Genomic DNA, 21,458 nt, shown 5'->3' on the forward strand with positions numbered 1-21,458 from the left:
TCTATCGTTGGGTCTCAAGCGCCAGCAGAGCGCAAGGGGCAGAGTAACACGCGTCATGTCAGAAACGGACACCATGACCAGCCGGTGGATGCGGTTTCAGAACCGTTTTTACGCGCGCCTGAGCCAGCGGCAAAAGGCGGTCACGGGGTTTGTATCGCAGCCCGAACCGCGCACTGTCGGGTCGTTCGCCCGAGGCCGCCAACTGGTCGCCGGGAACCTGCTGTTCGCCGGTTATCTGGTCGAGGCGCAGGATACCGGCTTGTGGGAGGTCGCAGCCCCCAGCGTGGGATTTGACGATGAGCGCCACGGTTTTGCATGGCTGGATGATCTGGCAGCTGTGGGTGACATGCGGGCGCGGGAAAAGGCGCAGCGCTGGGTCTGGGGCTGGATCGAGGCGCATGGGCGTGGCCATGGTCCGGGATGGGTGCCGGACCTGACCGGGCGGCGGGTCATGCGCTGGATCAACCACGCGATCTTTCTGTTGCGCGGCGTTGATGACAAACACAGCAAGCTGTTCTTCCGATCCCTTGCGCAACAAACCTGGTTCCTGTCGAAACGCTGGCAGGCCGCCACGCCGGGCCTGCCAAGATTCGAAGCGCTGGCCGGTCTGGTGCAATCCGGACTGGTGCTCGAAGGGCTTGAGGCAATGGCCGATCCGGCCCTGCGTGCTTTGGCCCGCGAATGTGAACGTCAGGTGGACGCCCAGGGTGGCATTCCCACCCGCAACCCGGAGGAATTGCTTGAGGTGTTCACGCTGCTCAGCTGGACCTCGGCCGCGCTGAACGATGTGGGGCGTGGCACGCCGGTGGCTCAGGCCACTGCCATCAAGCGGATCGCTCCCACGCTGCGCAGCTTGCGCCACGCGGACGGGGCGCTGGCCCGGTTCCACGGCGGTGGGCGCGGAGTCGAAGGTCGGCTGGAACAGGCGCTTGCGCAAAGCGGGGTCAAGCATAAGGCCGCGACCGAACTGCCGATGGGCTATGCAAGACTATCCGCCGCGCGGACGACTGTGATTGTCGATGCAAGCTCTCCGCCCGCTGGGGCCGCGTCACTGAACGCCCATGCCTCGACACTGGCGTTCGAGGTGACCTCGGGCCGTCGCCCTTTGATCGTGAATTGCGGGTCCGGGGCCAGTTTCGGGTTGGACTGGCGGCGGGCGGGTCGGGCGACCCCGTCCCATTCGACGCTGTGTCTGGACGGTTATTCCAGCGCAAGATTGGCCAAGCCGACACCGGGCAGCGAGCATCAGGCGCTGGTGGACGCCCCGCGTGAGGTTCCGGTTGAGTTCGAAGACGCATTCGAAGGTATTCGCTTCATGGCCGGGCATGACGGCTATGCCAAAACCTTCGGTCTGACCCATGCCCGCACATACGAGCTGCGCTTTGACGGGCGAGAACTGACCGGCGAAGATATTCTGCTGACCGCGACCGACAAGGCCAAGCGGCAGTTTGACAGGGCGTTGGATGCCTCGGGGCTTTCGGGTATCGGGTTTGACATCCGGTTTCACCTGCACCCGGATGTCGATGCGGCCATTGATCTGGGTGGCGCGGCGGTGTCGATGGCGCTCAAAAGCGGTGAGATTTGGGTGTTCCGCCATGATGGCGTTGGAAAATTGTCTGTCGAGCCAAGCGTTTACCTTGAAAAAGGCCGCCTGAAGCCACGCGCGACAAAACAGATCGTTCTATCTGGCCGCGCAATGGAGTATGCGACGCGCATCCAGTGGACGTTGAGCAAGGCGCAGGATACTGCCTATGCCGTGCGTGACATTCACCGGGACGAGCCCGAGTTTGACTGACGCCAAAAGGACCTTTGGACCCATGACCGACCTTCACCCCGTGCGCCGCGCGCTGCTTTCCGTATCCGACAAGACCGGTCTGATTGATCTGGGAAAGGCACTGGCCGAGCGCGGGGTTGAACTGCTATCGACCGGCGGCACCGCCAAGGCGCTGCGCGATGCGGGGTTGGACGTGAAGGACGTGAGCGAGATCACCGGTTTCCCCGAGATGATGGATGGCCGCGTGAAAACCCTGCACCCGATGGTGCATGGGGGCCTGCTGGCGCTGCGGGACAATGACGGCCATGTGGCGGCGATGAACGAGCACGGTATCGGCGCGATCGACTTGCTGGTGGTGAACCTCTACCCGTTTGAGGCGACCGTGGCCAAAGGTGCCGACTATGACACCTGCATCGAGAATATCGATATCGGTGGCCCGGCGATGATCCGTGCGGCCTCGAAAAACCACGCTTTCGTCAATGTGGTGGTGGATGTGCAGGACTATGATGCCCTGCTGGCCGAGCTGGAGGCGAATGATGGTCAGACCTCTTACGCTTTCCGGCAATATCTGGCGCAGACGGCCTATGCCCGCACCGCCGCTTATGACGCGGCCGTGTCGAACTGGATTGCCGATGCGCTCGCCGCTGAGGCTCCACGCCGCCGCGCCTTTGCCGGTGAGCTGAAACAGACCCTGCGCTATGGCGAGAATAGTCACCAGCAGGCGGCGTTTTATACCGATGGCACGAACCGCCCCGGCGTGGCGACCGCCGTGCAGCACCAGGGCAAGGAACTGAGCTACAACAATATCAACGACACCGACGCCGCCTTTGAACTGGTGGCCGAGTTCGATCCCGCCGACACCGCCGCCTGCGCAATCATCAAACACGCCAACCCCTGTGGCGTGGCCAAGGGCGCGACGCTGCTCGAGGCGTACAAGGCCGCTTTCGACTGTGACCGCACCTCGGCCTTCGGTGGCATTGTGGCGCTGAACCAGCCGCTGGATGCCGAAACCGCGCAGGAAATCACCGGCATCTTCACCGAGGTTGTGATTGCCCCCGGTGCCTCGGACGAGGCCAAGGCGATCTTTGCCGCCAAGAAAAACCTGCGCCTGCTGACGACCGAGGCGCTGCCGGATGTGACCACCGGCGGCAAGACCGTGCGTCAGGTGGCGGGCGGTTTGCTGGTGCAGGACAAGGATAACGGCTTTGTCGGCATGGATGACCTGAAGGTGGTCACCAAGAAGGTCCCGACCGACGACCAGATGCGCGATCTGCTGTTTGCGTGGAAAGTGGCTAAACACGTCAAGTCCAACGCCATTGTCTACGTCAAGGACGGCGCGACCGTGGGCGTGGGCGCTGGGCAGATGAGCCGTGTGGACTCGGCGCTCATAGCGGCCAAAAAGGCCGAGCGCATGGCAGACGTGCTGGGTCTGCCGCAACCGCTGACCATCGGTTCGGCTGTCGCGTCTGACGCGTTCTTCCCCTTCCCCGACGGGCTGATGGAGGCGGCGCAAGCCGGTGCAACCTGCGTCATCCAACCCGGCGGCTCGATGCGGGATGATGAGGTGATCGCGGCGGCGGATGAGGCCGGTCTGGCCATGGTCTTCACCGGCATGCGTCACTTCCGTCACTGATGTCGTATCGGCTGTTCTACTGGGCCGCGTTTTTGGCCATCGCGATCGACCAGATCAGCAAGTTTCTGGTCGTTCGTGTCATGCGCGTGGCGGAACAGCCCGGCGGTATCGATGTGCTGCCGCCCTTGGTGGTGTTCAAATACGGCGAAAACCGCGGCATCAATTTCGGCCTGTTTCAGGGCGATTCCGATGCCGCGCGCTGGGTTTTGATCGGCATTTCGATTGCCATTTGTGTTGCCGTTTTTGTCTGGCTGCGGCGTACCACGCCGTCGAAACTGATGCTGATCTGCGGCGGTCTGTTGATCGGCGGGGCCTTGGGGAATGTGGTGGATCGGGTGCTGTATGGCTTTGTTCTCGATTTCCTGAACATGTCGTGTTGCGGCATCAACAACCCCTATGTCTTTAATCTGGCGGATGTTTTCGTCTTTGCGGGCGCGATCGGGCTGGTTTTGTTCGATGGAAAAAAGCCCTCGTGACGCGCCCAAGGATATGCGATAAAACGGCCCAAACAGGCTGGAGACTCTGATGCGGTTGTCGCGCGCCCCAATTGCTTTGATCTTTGCCGTCGCTGTTGCGGCGTGCTCGAACTCTGGTTTGCGCACGCTGGAACCGCCGGGGCAGGGGCCCGATGAATTCTCGGTCCTGCCGGTCAAACCGCTGACACAGCCACAGGATTATGCGTTCCTGCCTGCGCCCACTCCGGGTGGGGGCAACCTGACCGATCCGAACCCGCAGGCTGATGTGGTTGCGGCGCTGGGCGGAAACGCTGGCGCGCTGAACCCGAACGGGGCGGTTCCTTCGTCTGATGCCGCGCTGGTGGCTGCATCGGGCCGTTACGGTGTGCCGCCTGATACGCGTCAGGTGGTTCAGGCCGAAGATGATGCGTTCCGCAAACGCCGCGGCCGTTGGACCGGCCTGCGCCTGTTCCCTGTGGATCGGTACGCACAGGTCTATGAGCGGCAGTCGATCAACCCGCAGGCTGAAACCGAAGCCGCCCGCCGCGCAGGGTTTGAGACACCGTCGTCACCGCCGGATGAATAATTCTTAACTTTCTGTCATCTCCCTTGAACCTGCCGCGCACCACCGTAGTTTTAGTCGGATAACGAAACGGAGGATGCCCCATGGTTCGGGCCCTTGCCCTGTCGGCTGCCCTGATCGCCGCGACGCCCCTTTTTGCGGATAAGGAAGAGGCGGTTACAACCTTCACGCTGGACAACGGCATGGACGTCGTGGTGATCGAAGATCACCGCGCCCCTGTCGTGCAACATATGGTCTGGTATCGCGCGGGGTCTGCCGATGAACCCGTCGGCTCGTCCGGTGTTGCGCATTTTCTGGAGCATCTGCTGTTTAAGGGCACGGACACGCTGGCCCCGGGTGAGTTTTCGGCCACCGTGGCGGCCAATGGCGGCAATGACAACGCCTTCACCTCGTATGACTATACCGCCTATTTCCAGCGTGTCGCCGCCGACCGGCTTGAACTGATGATGCGGATGGAAGCGGACCGGATGCGCAATATCCGCCTGTCGGAAAATGACATCCTGACCGAGCGCGACGTGATTTTGGAAGAACGCAACCAGCGCACCGAGAACAATCCGCGCGCCCTGTTCGGCGAGCAGATGAACGCGGCCCAGTACCTGAACCACCGCTACGGCGTACCGATCATCGGCTGGAAACGCGAGATGGAGACGCTGGATATGGAGGACGCGCTGTCCTTCTACGAAACCCATTATGCGCCCAACAACGCCATTCTGGTCGTGACCGGGGATGTGGATTCAGATGAGGTGCGGGCGCTGGCCGAAAAGTACTATGGCGTGATCCCGGCCAACCCGGACCTGCCCGAACGGGTGCGGTCGCAAGAACCGCCGCACACCGCCGAACGCCGCCTGACCTTCAAGGACCCGCGCGTGGCGCAGCCATATGTGCAGCGCAGCTATCTGGCCCCTGAACGCGATCCGGGCGCGCAGGAAACGGCAGCGGCCCTGTTCCTGCTGGCGGAACTCTTGGGGGGCAGCACAACCTCTTACTTGAATGAAAAGCTGCAACTGGATCAGCAGATCGCCGTCTATGCCGGGTCCTTCTACCGCGGGGTTTCGCTGGATGACACGACCTTTGATCTGCTGGTGGTTCCAGCCGAAGGCGTGTCCCTGCAAGAGGCCGAGGATGCCATGGATCGGGCCGTGGCCGATTTCATCGCCGAGGGTGTGAACGAAGAGGATCTGGACCGGATCAAGATGCAGCTGCGCGCGTCCCAGATCTATGCGCGCGACAATGTGGACGGCATCGGCAACCGCTATGGCCGGGCCCTGACCAGTGGTCTGACGGTCGAGGACGTGCAGGCCTGGCCCGATATTCTGCAAGCGGTGACGGGCGATGAGATCATCGCCGCCGCGCGCGACGTGTTGCAACGCGAGGCGTCGGTCACCGGCTGGCTGATGCGCGAAGATGAGGTGACGCAATGAAACGGTTTTTTGCCCCCCTGATCGCGCTTTTGTTCGCTTTACCGGCCTGGGCCGAGATCGAGATCAAAGAGGTCACCTCGCCCGGGGGCATCACCGCCTGGCTGGTCGAGGATCATTCGATCCCCTTTACAGCGCTGGAACTGCGCTTTCGCGGCGGAACATCGCTGGACGATCCCGACAAGCGCGGCGCGGTTTACCTGATGAGTGGGCTGATTGAAGAAGGTGCCGGAGACATGGATTCGCGCTCCTATGCGCGTGAATTGGAGGCTCTGGCCGCATCGTTCAGTTACAACGCCTCGGATGACAGCGTTTCGATCTCGGCCCGGTTTCTGACCGAAAACCGGGATGAGGTGACGGATCTGTTGCGGACCACCATCCACGAGCCCCGGTTTGATCAGGACGCGGTGGATCGGGTCAAAGCGCAGATTGTGTCGGCGCTGCGGTCGGATGCGACCGATCCCAATGACATTGCGGGTCGCAATTTCTCGGCCATGGCCTATGGCGATCACCCCTATGGGTCCGAAGGGAAGGGCACCATAGAAAGCGTCTCGGCCCTGACGCGTGGTGATGTGGTCGAGGCCTATGGCAATGTCTTCGCCAAGGACCGTCTGTATGTCGGCGCGGTCGGAGACATCACAGCCGAGGAATTGGGTGCGCTGCTGGACAATCTGCTGGCCGATTTGCCGGACACCGGAAAGCTGATCCCCGGCAAGGCCGATGTGACGATCGAGGGCGGCATCAGCGTGGTCGAGTTCGACACGCCGCAATCCGTGGCCCTGTTTGGCCATGAAGGCATGGATCGCGACGACCCGGATTTCTTCCCCGCCTTTATTCTGAACCACATTCTGGGCGGCGGCGGGTTCGAAAGCCGCCTGATGCAGGAGGTGCGCGAAAAGCGGGGTCTGACCTATGGGGTGGCAACCTATCTGGTGCCCAAGGATCTGGCCTCGGTCTATCTTGGCTCGGTGTCTTCGGCCAATGACCGTATTGCCGAAGCGGTCGAGGTGATCCGCGCCGAATGGGCCCGCGCCGCCGACGAAGGCGTGACCCAGAAGGAACTGGACGACGCCAAGACCTACCTGACCGGTGCCTATCCGCTGCGCTTTGATGGCAATGGCCAGATCGCCGGGATCATGGTCGGGATGCAGATGCAGGGCCTGCCCATCGACTACATCGCCACCCGCAACGACAAGGTAAACGCCGTGACTCTTGAGGATGTGAACCGCGTCGCCAGCGAACTGTTGGACCCCGAGGGCCTGCATTTCACCGTGGTAGGAAAACCAGTGGGTTTGGATACCACAAATTGAGTCAGGGGTGACCCGGACCCGGCTTCTTACCGGAAGTGTTGCTGTTCAAGGGGCAGCGGCTCTGCGGTCCGCCAGATCTTCTGGATCTTGGTTTCAGCGCAGAGCCCAGTCTGGACATCGTCCATCAGTTCTGCGCACCGTGACGTATGTCGCTGACGCAAGACTTTGCGCAAATATTGGAAACTGCCCTGCCAACCGATCCCAGCTTTCGGCGGATCGACCAAACGGTAATAGATAACTGCATCAGTGACACCCGACGATGCGTATTCGAGGGGTCCAAAGAGGATTTTCTGTTTTCCGCGATGCGCCTGTTGGCACTTCCCGACAACGGGCACACACGGTTGATTCCAAACGATGGCATCTCGGTGCTTCCGCTGAGGTTTGTAAGCGTCGGGACGGGCCACCATTTGGTTGGTGCAACACCAGAAATAACCGCGCCACGAGGAGAGTTGATTGCCGTCAACGGCGCACCTTTGGGGCAAATCGAAGCCGCCTCAAGACGTTTTCTGGCGGGAACGCGCCAAAGGAAACGGGTCATCGGATCGATCCTTCTTGCGTGGCCATACGCTCTGGCTCGCTTGGGTTTTGCCTCAGTGGACGATACGACCGAGTATCGCGTGCAGGACGAGAACGGGCAGATAGCCGATATCAAACTGGAGAACGGGACTAGGGTTCCTGCATCAACGCTCTACCCGCGAAACGAGCATGGCAGGGCTGATCCGGCCTGGGAACCCGAAACCTTTGTGGGCATAAAGGACTGGCACGAACTTGGGCTTTCAATTCTGTTGCCAAGTTTCTTTGATCCGGGCGAACGTGATCTGCCTGAAGCCATTTCAGATGCAGCGGACCGCGTAGGTGCCTGCTCAAACAAAACACTCTTAATTGACGTTCGCGGAAACACTGGCGGCAATTTTCTTCTAGTGATGCCGTTGATCGACGCAATCTCGCAAAGCGCAAGCAAGCAGGTTGTTGTGCTTGTCGACAAATTCACGTTCTCTGCCGCGATCGTGTTTGTTGCCATCCTAAAGCATCGTTTGGGAAACAGGCTCAAACTCATCGGGGAAGAAATGGGCGATGGGTTGGTATTCTTTGCCGAGGGCGGGGTGCTGGAGTTGCCGACCAGCGAGGCGGTCGTGCGATACTCTTCAGCCTTTCACGACTGGCAGAACGGAACGTATGACGACACCACACCACCCGAGATCGCGCGGCAAATCGTACCCGCAGGAGCGCTGAAATTGGATAGGGAATGGGTGGTAAGACCTACTGATGAGGATGCACAAGGCGCGTTCCATCAACAAGTTCTGAAAAGCGTAAGCAATTAGGCGAACCGCAGAAAGCCCCGCGCAGATTTCTGCGAGGCTGCTCCGTTTAGTAAGAGCGTTGTGCCCGGGGTTGCTTTGGACGTTGCTGCGCGTCTTGTAAGGGGTTCAGCCCTTTTTCATGCTACGCAGCATGTCGCCCATCATCTGCCCGAATTTGCCCGAGCCGCGCTGATACAGTGCGCCATCAACAGCCAGAACCGTGCCGCTGATATAGCTGGCCATGTCCGAGCTGAGGAACAGGCAGGCATTGGCCACATCCTGCGGCTGACCCCATCGGCCCAGCGGCACATCCTTGCGGATCTCTTCATGTGCGCCGTCCGATGGCGTCAGGCGTTTGGCGCCTTCGGTGCCTTCGATAAAGCCCGGCACAACCGAGTTCACACGGATGCCCTCGATCCCCCATTCCATCGACAAGGTGCGGGTGATCTGATCGACCCCTGCCTTGGCGGCGCAAACATGCGACTGGCCCTCATAGGGCAGATAGGATTGCGGGGCCGAGATATTGATGATGCTCGCGCCGGGGCGCTTGAGGTAGGGATAGGCCCCTTTCATCACATGGATCGTGCCCATCAGGTCGATATCGATCACGGTTTTGAACGCATTGACCGACATTTCAGAGGCCAGCGCCGGGAAGTTGCCCGCCGCGCCCGAGACCAGAACGTCGAAATCCCCGAACGCCTCGTGGAACTGTTTCAACCCCTCGGCCACCGCATCCGGGTCGCGCACGTCAAAGGCCGCGCCGATGGCATCCGCCGCACCGACCTCTTTCAATGCGGCAACAGTATCGTCCACCTTCTCCTGAGACCGGCTGGCGACGGCCAGCTTGGCCCCCGAGGCGGCAAACGCCTCGGCAATGCCTCGGTTGATGCCGCTGGTGCCGCCGATGACGATGACGGTTTGTCCTGAAAAATCCATATGGGCCTCCCGTGATGCGGGAGCCCTACTCGCCGTAGGGCACCCAGATGTTCTTCACCTCGGTCGCAGCTTGCAGGAAGCGGCGGGAATGGTCTACGCCCCAATCGACTGCCGTTGCGTTATTGACCCATGTGCGTTTCAGGTTCCCGGCTGATGCCGCCTCGATCTCGGCCGACAGGTCGGTGGACGAGAAGGACCAGACCGCATCCACGTTCAGGTGCGCGGCAAGCGGTTTCGCCAGTTCCGCATGGCTGCCGGTCAGGATGTTCACCACGCCAGCGGGCACATCCGAGGTTTCGAGGATCTGATAGAAATCCGTCGCCGCCAGCGGATAGGGCTCGGACGCGGCCAGAACCACCCGGTTGCCCATCGCAATCGCCGGGGCCATGGCCGAGACCAGACCCAGCAGCGGTGCCTCATCCGCGCAGAGCGCACCGATGACGCCGACGGGTTCTTTCATCGCAATGGCAACGCCCCGGATCGGCACGCCATGCACCTGACCGTCATATTTGTCGGCCCAGGCGGCCGCGGTGAACAGGCGCTGGATTGAGGCGTCGACCTCTTTCGCGCCGTCCTTTTTGCCGGTCATGGCGTCGATACGCGCGGCGAATTCACCAGCGCGGGCCGAGAGGTTTTCGCCGATGTAATACAGGATCTGCGCCCGCAGATGGCCGGTGGTCTTGGACCAGCCCTTGGCACCCGCCGCCGCCTCAACCGCGTTGCGGACGTCCTTGCGGTTAGCCAGCCCCACATGACCCAGCAGCCCGGATTTGCCCCAGACGGGTTTCGAATAGCCTCCGTCGGGCCGCGCCTGCTTGCCACCGACATACATCTTGGCGGTGCGGTCGATGGGATCGACCGGAGTACCTTCGCCGGTCGCCGCCTCGACCTTGGCCAGAGTCTTGGCCTTGCCCTTGGGTTTGGTATAGGCCGCCAGCCCTTCCCAACCGCCTTCACGACCAAAGCCGCTTTCGCGCACGCCGCCGAATCCGGCGGCAGCGTCGAACAGGTTGGTCGCGTTCACCCAGACCACACCCGCAACCAGCTTGGGCGCGATATCCAGCGCGAGGTTCACATTCTCGGTCCAGACTGTCGCGGCCAGCCCGTAGCGGGTGTTGTTGGCCAGTTCCACCGCCTCTTCCGGCGTGCGGAAGGTCGAGGACACCAGAACCGGGCCAAAAATCTCCTCCTGCATCAACGGGTCCGAGGTCTCCAGCCCCGAAATCAGCGTCGGCGGATAGTAACAGCCATTTGCAGGCAGGTCACAGGCGGCCTGATGGACATGGCCCACCGTGTTGCTTTCGACCATGCCCTTGATGGTCTGCAACTGAACCGGGTCCACAACCGCGCCTACGTCGATGCATTTGTCCAGCGGATCGCCGATGCGCAACCCGTCCATGCGGGCGCGCAGTTTCTCGTGGAAGCGATCGGCGATGCCCTCCTGCACCAGCAGGCGCGAGCCCGCACAGCAGACCTGACCCTGATTGAACCAGATCGCATCAACCAGCCCTTCGATGGCGGAATCGATATCGGCGTCATCGAACACGACATAGGCCGACTTGCCGCCCAGTTCCAACGTCAGTTCCTTGCCGGAACCCGCCGTCGCCTCACGAATTCGCCGCCCAACAACGGTCGAACCGGTGAAGGCGATCTTGTCCACGTCCGAGTTCACGATCATCTCGCCCACCGCGCCGTCACCGGTGACGATATTCACGACACCTTTCGGCAATCCGGCCTGCGAGCAGATGTCAGCAAATAGCAAAGCGGTCAGCGAGGTATATTCGGCCGGTTTCAGAACGACCGTGTTGCCCATCGCCAGCGCCGGCGCGATCTTCCACGAAAGCATCAGCAGCGGGAAGTTCCACGGGATGATCTGACCGCACACGCCCAACGCTTCAGCGTCCGGCAATTCGCTCTCCATCAACTGCGCCATGCCCGCGTGGTAATAGAAATGCCGTTGCGCCAGCGGGATGTCGATGTCGCGCGATTCACGGATCGGTTTGCCGTTATCCATGCTCTCCAGCACCGCAAACAGCCGCGCATGTTTCTGCAGCAGCCGTGCAATGGCATAGAGGTATCGTGCACGACCAGCGCCGCCCAGACCCGCCCATTTCGGCTGCGCCTTGCGGGCGGCGGCGACGGCGGCGTCCACGTCACCCTGTTTCGCCTGCGTCAGCTTGGCCAGCACCTCTCCGGTCGCCGGGTTGCGGCTGTCAAAGCCTTTGCCGGGCTTGGTGAAGGCCCCATCGATATAGTGACCGAACTTGTCGCCCTGATCGACCAGCCAGGCCAGCGCCTCGGCTGCACTTTCGGGGGCGGGGCCGTATTCCATGGTCTCGAAAATCTCTTTGACTGTCATTGCTTCATCTTTTCCCAAATACTCACTGTCCAGACCTGTCCACGGGCTCAGCCCATGGAATGTCTGTACCCAGCCGAGTAAGCCCCGGTCACATAGTGCTCCAACTGCCGCTCGATATCGCCTAGCAAAGACGACGCGCCAAAGCGGAACAGGTCGGGTTCCAGCCAGCGGTCGCCCAGCTCATCCTTGATCAGCGACAGGTAGACCAGCGCGTCCTTGGCCTTGGAAATCCCGCCCGCAGGCTTGTAGCCAACGCGATAGCCGGTGCGGTCATAGTAATCCCGGATCGCGCGGATCATCACCAGTGACACGGGCAGGGTGGCATTAACGCTTTCCTTCCCGGTCGAGGTCTTGATGAAATCCGCCCCCGCCATCATGCAGACCAGCGAGGCGCGCGCGACGTTGCGCAGCGACCCAAGTTCGCCGGTCGCGAGAATGGCTTTGACATGGGCATCGCCGCAGGCCACGCGGAACGCCTTCATCTCGTCATACAAAGCCTGCCAGTCCCCCGACAGCACGTGGCGGCGTGAGATGACGATGTCGATCTCTTCGGCCCCGGCTTTGACGCTTTCCTCGATCTCGGCCACGCGCAGATGGAACGGCGACAATCCGGCGGGAAAGCCGGTGGAGACCGCGGCGACGGGGATGCCGGTGCCTTCAAGCGCCTGAACCGCCGTGTCGATCATGTCATGATAGACGCAAACGGCCCCGGTGGTGATCGGCGGCATGTCCAGCGCCTGCAGGGTGGCCGACGATACCGGCTGCCGCGCCTTGGCGCACAGGCGGCGTACGCGGCCAACCGTGTCGTCACCCGACAAGGTGGTCAGGTCGATCATCGTGATCGCCTTCAGCAGCCACGCCGCCTGATACTCTTTCTTCACCGACCGCCGACCGGGCAGGGTCGCCGCGCGCCGTTCAATGGCCGAGGTATTGGCCTGCACCGCGCGGACCCAGTCCAGATCAAGCTCCATACCGGGGTTTCTGGGTTCGGTCACTTGCGGCAGATGCGCGGTGCGCACGGGGCTTTCTGAGCTCTGCGTATCCATCATCACGTCCTTTGGGAGGTTTGCGCCAAAATCGCACGGGACGCTCGCAAATGGAAGGTATCAGGTGCGCTTGGGTGCAAATTTTTTGACCATTTGGAAAAATAACTGCAGGTTTTGTTGCGAATAATTCGCAATTGCGTTGACTTAGTTGCGAATGGTTCTCATATTCAATCTCAACACGGAACCTAATCTGGGGTCTGAACATGATTCGTCGCAGTTTTCTTGCTGCCATGGCTTTTGCCGCATCGATGCCGTTCGCCGCGTGGGCGGAGGCACCGCTGAAAGTTGTCGCCACCACCGGGATGATCGCGGATGCCGTGCGGCAGGTGGGTGGCGATCAGGTCGAGGTGAAAGGCCTGATGGGCCCCGGCGTCGACCCGCATGCCTATCGCCAGACCCGCAGTGACATCGTTGCGATGACCCGTGCCGATCTTGTGCTATGGCATGGTCTCTACCTCGAAGCTCAGATGGAAGACTTCTTCGGCGATCTTGCACGCAAACGGACCGTGATCGCGGTGGCCGAAGGCATCGACAAGACCAAGCTGCGCGCCCATGACGATTACGCCGACAAATACGACCCGCATGTCTGGATGAGCCCGACCCTTTGGGGCGATGTGGTGACCGTGGTTCAGGCAGCACTGACCGAGGCGCGCCCCGAAGCGGCAGAGGTTTTTGCCGCTAATGCAACCGCGCATTTGGCCGAACTGGATGCTTTGACAGCATATGCTGATCAGGTTTTGACTGCCGTGCCTGAAAACAACCGCGTGCTGGTCACCGCTCATGATGCCTTTGGCTATTTCGGCGCAGCTTATGGCTATGAGGTGATGGGCGTTCAGGGCATCTCGACCCAGTCCGAAGCTGGTTTGAACCGGATCGGAGAACTGGTCGATACGTTGGTGGACCGCCAGTTGACCGCTGTTTTTGTGGAAAGTTCGGTCTCTGACCGCTCGATGCGCGCGCTGATCGAAGGGGCTGCGGCCAAGGGTCATGAGGTGACTGTGGGTGGCGAATTGTACTCGGATGCAATGGGCGAGCCGGGCACGTATGAGGGCACCTATATCGGCATGCTGGATCACAACATCACGGTGATTGGCGGGGCGTTGGGGGCCGATGTACCGGAACGCGGTTTGAACGGCAGATTGTCGGCGGGGTTCTGAGCGATGCTTGAACTGGCCACAGATAAGGGTGTCTCGGTCGTTGAGCACAGCATAGGCGACAGCCCCTTGGCCATTCGGGGTCTGACTGTGTCCTACGGGCAGAAACCGGCTGTCTTTTCGGTGGACATGACCGTTCAGCCGGGGGCCATGACAGCCATTATCGGCCCGAACGGGGCCGGGAAATCGACCTTGCTGAAAGCGGCGCTTGGGATCGTGTCCCCTTTGTCGGGCCGGGTAACGGTGTTTGGCGAACCGCTTGAGGCGCAGCGTGCCCGGATCGCTTATGTGCCGCAGCGGGCCAGTGTTGATTGGGACTTTCCGACCCGCGTGATTGATGTGGTCCTGATGGGTCTGTCCCGGCAGCTGGGCCTGCTGGGCCGCGTCCGCGCGCGCCATAAGGCGGCGACGATGGATTGCCTGAACCGCGTGGGCATGCGCGATTTTGCGGATCGTCAGATCGGGCAGCTTTCGGGAGGGCAGCAACAGCGCGTGTTTCTGGCCCGCGCGCTGGCTCAGGACGCTGACCTGTATCTGTTGGACGAACCCTTTGCCGGGGTTGATGCGGCCACCGAAAAGGCCATCATCACGGTGCTGAAATCGCTGAAAGAGGCGGGCAAAACCGTCGTGGTCGTGCATCACGATCTGGCCACCGTCACCGACTATTTCGATCATGTCTTCCTGATCAACACCCGCAAGGTTGCCGAAGGCCCGGTGGCCGAGGCGTTTACCGCCGAAACCCTGCAATCCGCCTATGGGGGCCGTCTGGCCACCGCGCAAATCGACCAGATTTCGCGTGCGCTGGGGTAACACATGCTCTGGGATGCTCTGAGTCTGCAGCTTGGCTATAACGCCACGCTGGTTGCTATCGGTGCGAGTTTGCTGGGCGTCTCGGCAGGAGTGACCGGGACTTTCCTGTTTCTGCGCAAACGCGCACTTGTCAGCGATGCGATCAGCCATGCGACCCTGCCGGGTGTGTGCCTGGCCTTCATGGTGCTGGTGGCACTGGGCGGGGATGGGCGCAATCTGCTGGGCCTGCTGGCCGGATCTGCGGTCTCGGCCTGGATTGGCCTGCTGTGTATGAATCGGCTGACCCGCCACACGCGTCTGGCCGAAGATGCCGCGATTGGCGCGGTCCTGTCTGTGTTCTTTGGCTTTGGCATCGTCCTGCTGACAGTCATTCAGACCATGGGCGTTGGCCGTCAGGCGGGGCTTGAGGGGTTCCTGCTGGGCTCGACCGCCGGGATGTTATGGGCGGATGCCTTGATCATTGCCATCGGCGGTGCGGCTACGCTGGTGCTGGTTCTGATCCTGCGCCGCCCCATGACTCTGGTTGCCTTCGATCCCGAATACGCAGCGGCCCGAGGGCTGCCGGTGCATCGCATCGATCTTGCCATGATGGGCCTTGTTATGGCCGTGACTGTGGTTGGTCTGAAGATCGTCGGTCTGATCCTGATTGTCGCCTTGCTGATCATCCCTCCGGTCACTGCCCGGTTCTGGTCGGAACGGTCAGACCACGTGGTGATTTTGGCCGGTCTGGCAGGTGGATTGGCGGGCTATATTGGGGCCGCCCTGTCTGCAACCGCGCCAAACCTGCCGACCGGGCCGATCATCGTTCTGGTCAGTTTCGGCTTCTTCGTCCTGTCGCTGTTCTTTGCGCCGGTGCGCGGTGTGTTGGCGGCTGTGCTGCGTCACCTGCGCTTTCAGCGCCGCGTTCACATCCGTCAGGGATTGCTGGCCTTGGCGCAGGGTCAAAAGATCTACGAACCGCTGACCCTGCGCCTGCTGCGCCGCGCCGATCTGGTCCGCGCCGACGGGGTGGCAACCGAGGCCGGAAAGGCCCGCGCCGCCAAGGCCCTGCGTGACGAAAAACGGTGGGAGATCGTGCGCGCAGATCAAGCGCATGAGGCGACGGCGGCGCTCTATGACGGGTTGCGCGACATTGAAACCGTGCTGACCCGCGACCAGATCGCTGACATCGACCGCCGGATCGGCAACCCGCAGGAGGTTCCGGCATGAGCGGTGAGGAATTTGTTCCCCTGTCCCTGACGCCGCTGCTGATCGGCACCTTTGCGGCCATTGCCTGCGCGCTGCCCGGCAACTTTCTGGTGCTGCGCAAACAGGCCCTGATCGGGGATGCGATCAGCCATGTGGTCCTGCCCGGCATTGTCGTGGCCTTTCTGGTGACCGGAGCGATCTCGACCTGGCCCATGATGCTGGGCGCGGCGGGCGCGGCGATTGTGGCCGTGATCCTGATCGAGGCGATCCGGCGGCTGGGTCAGATCGAACCGGGGGCCGCCATGGGCGTGGTCTTTACCACCATGTTTGCAGCGGGCGTGCTGTTGTTGGAACAGACCGACACTTCGACCGTACATCTGGATGTGGAACATGCGCTTTATGGCAATCTGGAAAGCCTGATCTGGCTGGATGCAACCGGTTGGTCCTCGCTTTGGGATTGGCAGGCGCTGGCGGGATTACCGCCCGAACTGCCCCGGATCGCCATTACTCTGCTGGGCGTTCTGCTGTTCACCTTCCTGTTCTGGCGTCCGCTGAAAATCTCGACCTTTGACGAAGGGTTCGCACGCACCATGGGCATCCGCACCAATGCGCTGGGCCTGGCCCTGGTGATCGTGGCGGCGATTGCAGCGGTCGCCGCGTTTGATGCGGTCGGGTCGATCATCGTGATCGCCATGTTCATCTGCCCGCCCGCAGCGGCCCGGATGATGACCAACCGGCTGGAGACCCAAATCGCGTGGAGCGTTGGTTTTGCGGTAATTTCAGCCGTTTCGGGGTATGTGCTGGCGGGCTACGGCCCGCTGTGGCTGGGCGCGGCGGATGCTGTCAGCGCGGCAGGCATGATCGCCACGATGTCCGGGTTTATCCTGGCCCTGACCGCAATCTTTGGTCCATGTCGGACCCGGGTCGGGGCGCACACGACTGCGTGAATTGGCGTTTTCCTGCCAGTGCTGTCCGCACGTCATCGGCTGAACTCTGCCAAGACGGCCAAAGCGACAGTCTTAATAAGCCTTTTAGACAAGCGCGTGTTAGATCGTGTTCATTGAAGGCTGAATACCTACCACTCACTTCGGCATGTCCGGGCAGTTGCGGTGCGAGGCCAGCGAATGCGCCCGCCGTTGATTGCCCGGACTTCCCCCTCTCTGAACGCTAGTCCATGCTGAATCACCGTTCAAACCGGTGGCAGAATCGCGTGCGGCTATGCTAGGTGTGGTGGTATGGCGCAATCAAACCCCAATATCAGCGACACTCGCCCTGTCATCCGGCAACTCGACGAGGCTGCGATCAACCGAATCGCGGCAGGCGAGGTGGTGGAGCGTCCGGCCTCGGCCGTGAAAGAGCTGGTCGAGAACGCAATCGATGCCGGGGCCACACGGGTTGCCATTGATATTGCCGATGGCGGCAAGACCCTGATCCGGGTCACCGATGATGGCTGCGGCATCGCGCCGGATGATCTGCCGCTGGCTTTGTCGCGGCATGCGACCTCAAAGATCGACGGGTCGGATTTGCTGAATATCCACACATTCGGGTTCCGGGGTGAGGCGCTGCCATCACTGGGTGCCGTGGGTCGTTTGACGATCACCAGCCGGGTGCCGGGGGCCGAGGCTGCGCAAATCCATGTTGCGGGCGGCAAGGCTGAGGCGGTCAAACCTGCCGCTCTGCGCGCAGGAACCGTTGTCGAACTACGCGATCTGTTCTTTGCCACGCCCGCCCGGTTGAAGTTCATGCGCACCGACCGGGCCGAGGTGCAGGCGATCACCGATACCGTCAAACGTCTGGCCATGGCCGAACCCGCCGTGACCTTCACCCTGCGCGATGTCTCGGGCGGGGGCGAGGGGCGGGTGACCTTCCGCGCCGACCGCGAGAACGGCGATCTGTTCGACGCGCTGCACGCCCGTCTGGCCCGCGTCATTGGCCGCGAGTTCGCCGAAAACGCCCTGCGGATCGACGCCACGCGCGAGGGCATCCGTCTGTACGGTTATGCCGCGCTGCCCACCTATTCGCGCGGTGCGGCGGTGGCGCAGTACCTGTTCGTCAATGGCCGCCCCGTCCGTGACAAGATGCTGACCGGCGCGCTGCGTGCGGCCTATTTCGACTTCCTCAGCCGTGACCGTCACCCGGCGGCGGCGCTGTTCATCGACTGTGATCCGACACTTGTGGATGTGAACGTGCACCCTGCCAAATCCGAGGTCCGGTTCCGCGACCCCGGTGTGGCGCGGGGGCTGATCGTGTCCGCCCTGCGGCACGCCCTGGCCGAGGCCGGTCATCGCGCGTCCTCGACCGTGGCCAACGCGACCTTGGGGGCGATGCGTCCGGAACCGGCGCAACCTGCGCCCGCGCGGGTTTATCAGATGGACCGGCCCTCTCCTGCAGCACGGCAGGCCGCGTACCGCGCGCAGTCTCCGGGGTTTGCCGAATTGGCCAATGATTACAGCGGCAGCATTGTCGAACCGAGCCCCGTCGCGCCGGTCGCCGAAGAGCCACCGGCGCAGGACCTGCCTTTGGGCGCGGCACGCGGGCAGGTACATGAGAACTACATCATCGCCCAGACGGCCGATGGCATGGTGATTGTCGACCAGCACGCAGCGCATGAGCGGCTGGTCTATGAAAAGTTGAAAACCCAGATGGCCGAAAACGGCGTCGCGGCGCAGGCGCTGCTGATCCCGGAAATCGTGGAACTGTCCGAGGGCGACTGCGCCCGTCTGATGGCTGTGGCCGAGGATCTGTCGCGCCTTGGCCTGACCCTTGAACCCTTTGGTGGTGGTGCCATTGCCGTGCGCGAAACCCCGGCCATTCTGGGCGAGGTCGATGCAAGCGCGATGATCCTGGATATCCTCGACGAACTGTCCGATCAGGGCGAAAGCCAGATGGTGCAGGCGCGGATCGAGGCGATCCTCAGCCGGGTGGCCTGTCATGGCTCGGTCCGTTCGGGCCGCCGGATGCGGGCCGAGGAAATGAACGCCCTGCTGCGCGAGATGGAGGCGACGCCCCATTCCGGCCAATGCAACCACGGGCGGCCGACCTATGTGGAGCTGAAACTCAGCGATATCGAACGGCTGTTCGGGCGCAGTTGATCCGGTGCCCCGGACGCGTTAAGAAGATAGAAACAAAACGAGAACATATTGAGCGACATGATCGAGATTGCAGGCACCCAATACGCGCTGAATGACCCCGTGGTCCTGACTGTTGGGGGTGTGGTCGTGCTGATTCTGCTTCTGTTGTTCCTGTCGTTGCGGGCGGCCAACCGCTCGGCCCGGATAACGGAACCGCTGGCGCGGCAGATGGCGCATCTGGGCCAGCATGTGCAGCAGTTGGGACAAGGGCAGGAACAGTTGCGCGGCGGGTTGCAGCATGTCTCGGACACGCAGGCGAACGCGCAGGTGCAGGTAATTCAGACGGTGGAATCGCGCCTGTCCTCGGTGCAGCAGCAGATGAATGACCGTCTGGCGGACAATGCGATGAAATCAGCGCGTGCGCTGGCCGAGATGCAGGAGCGGATGAAGGAATCGCTGCATGGCTCATCGAAACAGACCGCAACATCCCTGACACAGTTGCAGGAGCGACTGGCCGCCATCGACAAGGCGCAGGACAATATCACCAAGCTGTCGGGCGATGTGCTGTCTTTGCAGGATATTCTGTCGAACAAACAGACGCGCGGGGCGTTTGGTGAGATTCAGTTGAACGACATCGTCTCCAAGGCGCTGCCGTCGGACAGTTTCCAGTTGCAGGCGACGCTGTCGAACGGGCGGCGCGCCGATTGTCTGATCAACCTGCCGAACCCGCCGGGGCCGATTGTGATCGACAGCAAATTCCCGCTCGAGGCGTACGAGGCGCTGATCGCGTCCACCAACGACGCCGAGTTGAAGGCGGCGGTGCAGATGTTCCGCAGCACGGTGCGCAAGCATATCAACGATATCTCCGAGAAATACATTCTGGACGGCGAAACCGCCGACGGCGCGCTGATGTTTCTGCCGTCCGAGGCGGTCTATGCTGAGTTGCACGCCAAATTCCCCGAACTGGTGCAGGAGAGTTTTTCGAAACGAGTCTGGATCGTCTCGCCCACCACCTGCATGGCGACACTGAACACCATGCGCGCGATCCTCAAAGACGCAAGGATGCGGGAACAGGCAGGGGCAATCCGCAAGGAACTGGGCCTGCTGCACAAGGATGTGGAACGTCTGGGCGACCGGGTGTCCAATCTGGATCGGCATTTCGGACAGGCGGCCAGGGATATCTCGGAAATCAAGATCAGCGCGGAAAAGGCGGGCCGCAGGGCGCAGCGGCTGGACAATTTCGATTTCGAGGAACTGGCCCCCGACGATCGCACAAACGTGGTTCCGTTGGGCAAGACCGAAGGCTAGGGCCTATTGGATCGACAGGTCCAGATTGTACCCAACCGTCTTTCCGGAATCGCGGTCGTTGCCCATCAGATAGACACGGATTGTATAGTCTCCATCTGCGGGCAGGATGATCCGGGCCGTGTTGCCCTCAATTGACCCGTTGTAGATCGCCACGCCATCGCTGCCGGGTGGCAGGATGTTGAAGTAAATCACTCCATTTCCATTGGTGTCGCTGACTTGAAGTTCGGCGAACATCTCTTGCCCGGCCCGCGCATCGAGCAGATAGTCGATATACTCATCGCCAGTGACGGTCCCGCCAACCATCGTGCCAAAATTTCCCGGCTCGAACTGCACCTCGGCCTTCATCTGGGCCGAGGTGATGGGGGCAACACAAACAAGCGCCAATGTCATCAGGATTCTTGGGATCACATTCCTACCCCTTACGTCGCGTGTTGCCGCGAGAATGAAATCGGTGGCTCAGATGCGCAGGAAAGGCTGAAGCAAGCGTGGCACCAGTTTGGTGAATTTCAGCGGCGCATCCGTCACGGCCAGACAGATGCAATCCTCTGTCATATCAGCCACCGGCGTGTGTTCCAGATCCTCATCCGCGATCTCGACATCGCCGCGGGCAAAGCGATCCACTTCGTCCGAAAAAGCGCCTTGCAGAACCATGGTCAGTTCGGTGCCGTTATGCCCGTGATCCGGCACGGCCACGCCCGCCGGAATGAACAACAGCCGCGCGGTCGCCTCGTTTGTGGTCGGCAGGATCGCCTGTTTGACGCCCATACCAATAGGCTTCCACTTGATGTCGTCCACAGTTCCGCCAACATAATCTTGCAGGGGGGTCGGCAGGACGGCGCAGTCCGGACGGGCGGGCTTGGGGGTCGGTGCGCCTTGGGCGATCAGGGCCATTGTGGCAGCCAGAGACGTGTCGCTCATGCTCATCGCATCGGATTGCTCTTCCAGAACATGCCCACCCACAGCGTCAAAGCTCTCGGCCCGTGCGCGGCAATGGTCGCACAGCGACAGATGCGTCGCGACCATCAGGTCGAACGCTTCGGGCAGAGAGCCGGCGGCATAAGCCATCAGCAGATCGTCCGTCAGGTGATGTTTGATCGGGTTGCTCATCTTAC

At 61.6% G+C, this 21,458-nt stretch carries 18 protein-coding genes; 13 read left to right on the forward strand and 5 right to left on the reverse strand.

The features are described 5' to 3' along the window. Nucleotides 1-55: 55 nt before the first annotated feature. From ACR0E6_RS12575 to ACR0E6_RS12605, 7 genes are all read left to right on the forward strand, one after another. Complete coding sequence (locus ACR0E6_RS12575) at nt 56-1,795, forward strand: heparinase II/III family protein (protein ID WP_480583847.1); 1,740 nt, start codon at nt 56-58, stop codon at nt 1,793-1,795. Nucleotides 1,796-1,817: 22 nt separating this feature from the next. Continuing rightward, the gene (gene purH / locus ACR0E6_RS12580) at nt 1,818-3,407 is read left to right on the forward strand and encodes a bifunctional phosphoribosylaminoimidazolecarboxamide formyltransferase/IMP cyclohydrolase (protein WP_480583850.1); all 1,590 of its coding nucleotides are present in this window, start codon (nt 1,818-1,820) and stop codon (nt 3,405-3,407) included. Next, nucleotides 3,407-3,883, forward strand: a complete 477-nt coding sequence (gene lspA, locus ACR0E6_RS12585; protein WP_170453644.1) for a signal peptidase II — start codon at nt 3,407-3,409, stop codon at nt 3,881-3,883. The genes purH and lspA overlap by 1 nt, the downstream gene beginning before the upstream one ends. Before the next feature lie 49 nt (nt 3,884-3,932). Beyond that, nucleotides 3,933-4,448, forward strand: a complete 516-nt coding sequence (locus ACR0E6_RS12590; RefSeq protein WP_170453645.1) for a DUF3035 domain-containing protein — start codon at nt 3,933-3,935, stop codon at nt 4,446-4,448. Between the two features lie 80 nt (nt 4,449-4,528). Beyond that, nucleotides 4,529-5,866, forward strand: a complete 1,338-nt coding sequence (locus ACR0E6_RS12595; protein ID WP_480583853.1) for a M16 family metallopeptidase — start codon at nt 4,529-4,531, stop codon at nt 5,864-5,866. Then, nucleotides 5,863-7,173 (forward strand): M16 family metallopeptidase, encoded by a 1,311-nt coding sequence (locus ACR0E6_RS12600; protein WP_480583856.1) that lies wholly within the window; start codon nt 5,863-5,865, stop codon nt 7,171-7,173. Before ACR0E6_RS12595 ends, ACR0E6_RS12600 begins: the two co-directional genes overlap by 4 nt. Nucleotides 7,174-7,319: 146 nt before the next feature. Beyond that, on the forward strand, nt 7,320-8,495 hold the full coding sequence (locus tag ACR0E6_RS12605) for a S41 family peptidase (protein ID WP_480583859.1): 1,176 nt from the start codon (nt 7,320-7,322) through the stop codon (nt 8,493-8,495). Nucleotides 8,496-8,600: 105 nt separating this feature from the next. Here the strand turns inward: ACR0E6_RS12605 and ACR0E6_RS12610 are convergent, their stop codons facing one another. The 3 genes from ACR0E6_RS12610 to deoC are packed head-to-tail and all read right to left on the reverse strand — an operon-like array spanning nt 8,601 to nt 12,815. Further along, nucleotides 8,601-9,410 (reverse strand): SDR family oxidoreductase, encoded by an 810-nt coding sequence (locus tag ACR0E6_RS12610; RefSeq protein ID WP_170521336.1) that lies wholly within the window; start codon nt 9,408-9,410, stop codon nt 8,601-8,603. A 25-nt stretch (nt 9,411-9,435) separates the two neighbouring features. Then, nucleotides 9,436-11,769, reverse strand: coding sequence for an aldehyde dehydrogenase family protein (locus tag ACR0E6_RS12615; protein WP_480583862.1), 2,334 nt, complete (start codon nt 11,767-11,769; stop codon nt 9,436-9,438). A 47-nt stretch (nt 11,770-11,816) separates the two neighbouring features. Next, nucleotides 11,817-12,815 carry a deoxyribose-phosphate aldolase gene (gene deoC, locus ACR0E6_RS12620; RefSeq protein WP_480583866.1) on the reverse strand — a complete coding sequence of 333 codons (999 nt, stop codon included), beginning with the start codon at nt 12,813-12,815 and terminating at the stop codon, nt 11,817-11,819. Between the two features lie 203 nt (nt 12,816-13,018). Between deoC and ACR0E6_RS12625 the strand changes: the two genes are divergently transcribed. From ACR0E6_RS12625 to ACR0E6_RS12650, 6 genes are all read left to right on the forward strand, one after another. Continuing rightward, the gene (locus ACR0E6_RS12625; RefSeq protein ID WP_480583869.1) at nt 13,019-13,972 is read left to right on the forward strand and encodes a metal ABC transporter solute-binding protein, Zn/Mn family; all 954 of its coding nucleotides are present in this window, start codon (nt 13,019-13,021) and stop codon (nt 13,970-13,972) included. Between the two features lie 3 nt (nt 13,973-13,975). Beyond that, on the forward strand, nt 13,976-14,779 hold the full coding sequence (locus ACR0E6_RS12630) for a metal ABC transporter ATP-binding protein (RefSeq protein WP_480583872.1): 804 nt from the start codon (nt 13,976-13,978) through the stop codon (nt 14,777-14,779). 3 nt (nt 14,780-14,782) lie between these two features. Beyond that, nucleotides 14,783-15,988 carry a metal ABC transporter permease gene (locus ACR0E6_RS12635; RefSeq protein WP_170453654.1) on the forward strand — a complete coding sequence of 402 codons (1,206 nt, stop codon included), beginning with the start codon at nt 14,783-14,785 and terminating at the stop codon, nt 15,986-15,988. Continuing rightward, a complete protein-coding gene (locus tag ACR0E6_RS12640; RefSeq protein ID WP_170631047.1) occupies nt 15,985-16,914 on the forward strand; it encodes a metal ABC transporter permease in 930 nt (309 codons plus the stop codon). Before ACR0E6_RS12635 ends, ACR0E6_RS12640 begins: the two co-directional genes overlap by 4 nt. Before the next feature lie 288 nt (nt 16,915-17,202). Continuing rightward, nucleotides 17,203-19,059: a DNA mismatch repair endonuclease MutL gene (mutL, locus tag ACR0E6_RS12645; RefSeq protein ID WP_480583875.1), complete on the forward strand. Its 1,857-nt coding sequence runs from the start codon at nt 17,203-17,205 to the stop codon at nt 19,057-19,059. A 57-nt stretch (nt 19,060-19,116) separates the two neighbouring features. Beyond that, a complete protein-coding gene (locus tag ACR0E6_RS12650; RefSeq protein WP_480583921.1) occupies nt 19,117-20,346 on the forward strand; it encodes a DNA recombination protein RmuC in 1,230 nt (409 codons plus the stop codon). A gap of 3 nt (nt 20,347-20,349) precedes the next feature. On the opposite strand, the gene ACR0E6_RS12655 is transcribed toward ACR0E6_RS12650, so the two are convergent. Beyond that, the gene (locus tag ACR0E6_RS12655) at nt 20,350-20,736 is read right to left on the reverse strand and encodes a hypothetical protein (RefSeq protein WP_480583876.1); all 387 of its coding nucleotides are present in this window, start codon (nt 20,734-20,736) and stop codon (nt 20,350-20,352) included. A 66-nt stretch (nt 20,737-20,802) separates the two neighbouring features. Next, entirely contained in the window at nt 20,803-21,453 is a 651-nt protein-coding gene (locus tag ACR0E6_RS12660) for a ChrR family anti-sigma-E factor (RefSeq protein WP_480583924.1), read from the reverse strand. Nucleotides 21,454-21,458: the final 5 nt, after the last annotated feature.

This window comes from Ruegeria sp. AP12, assembly GCF_056540025.1.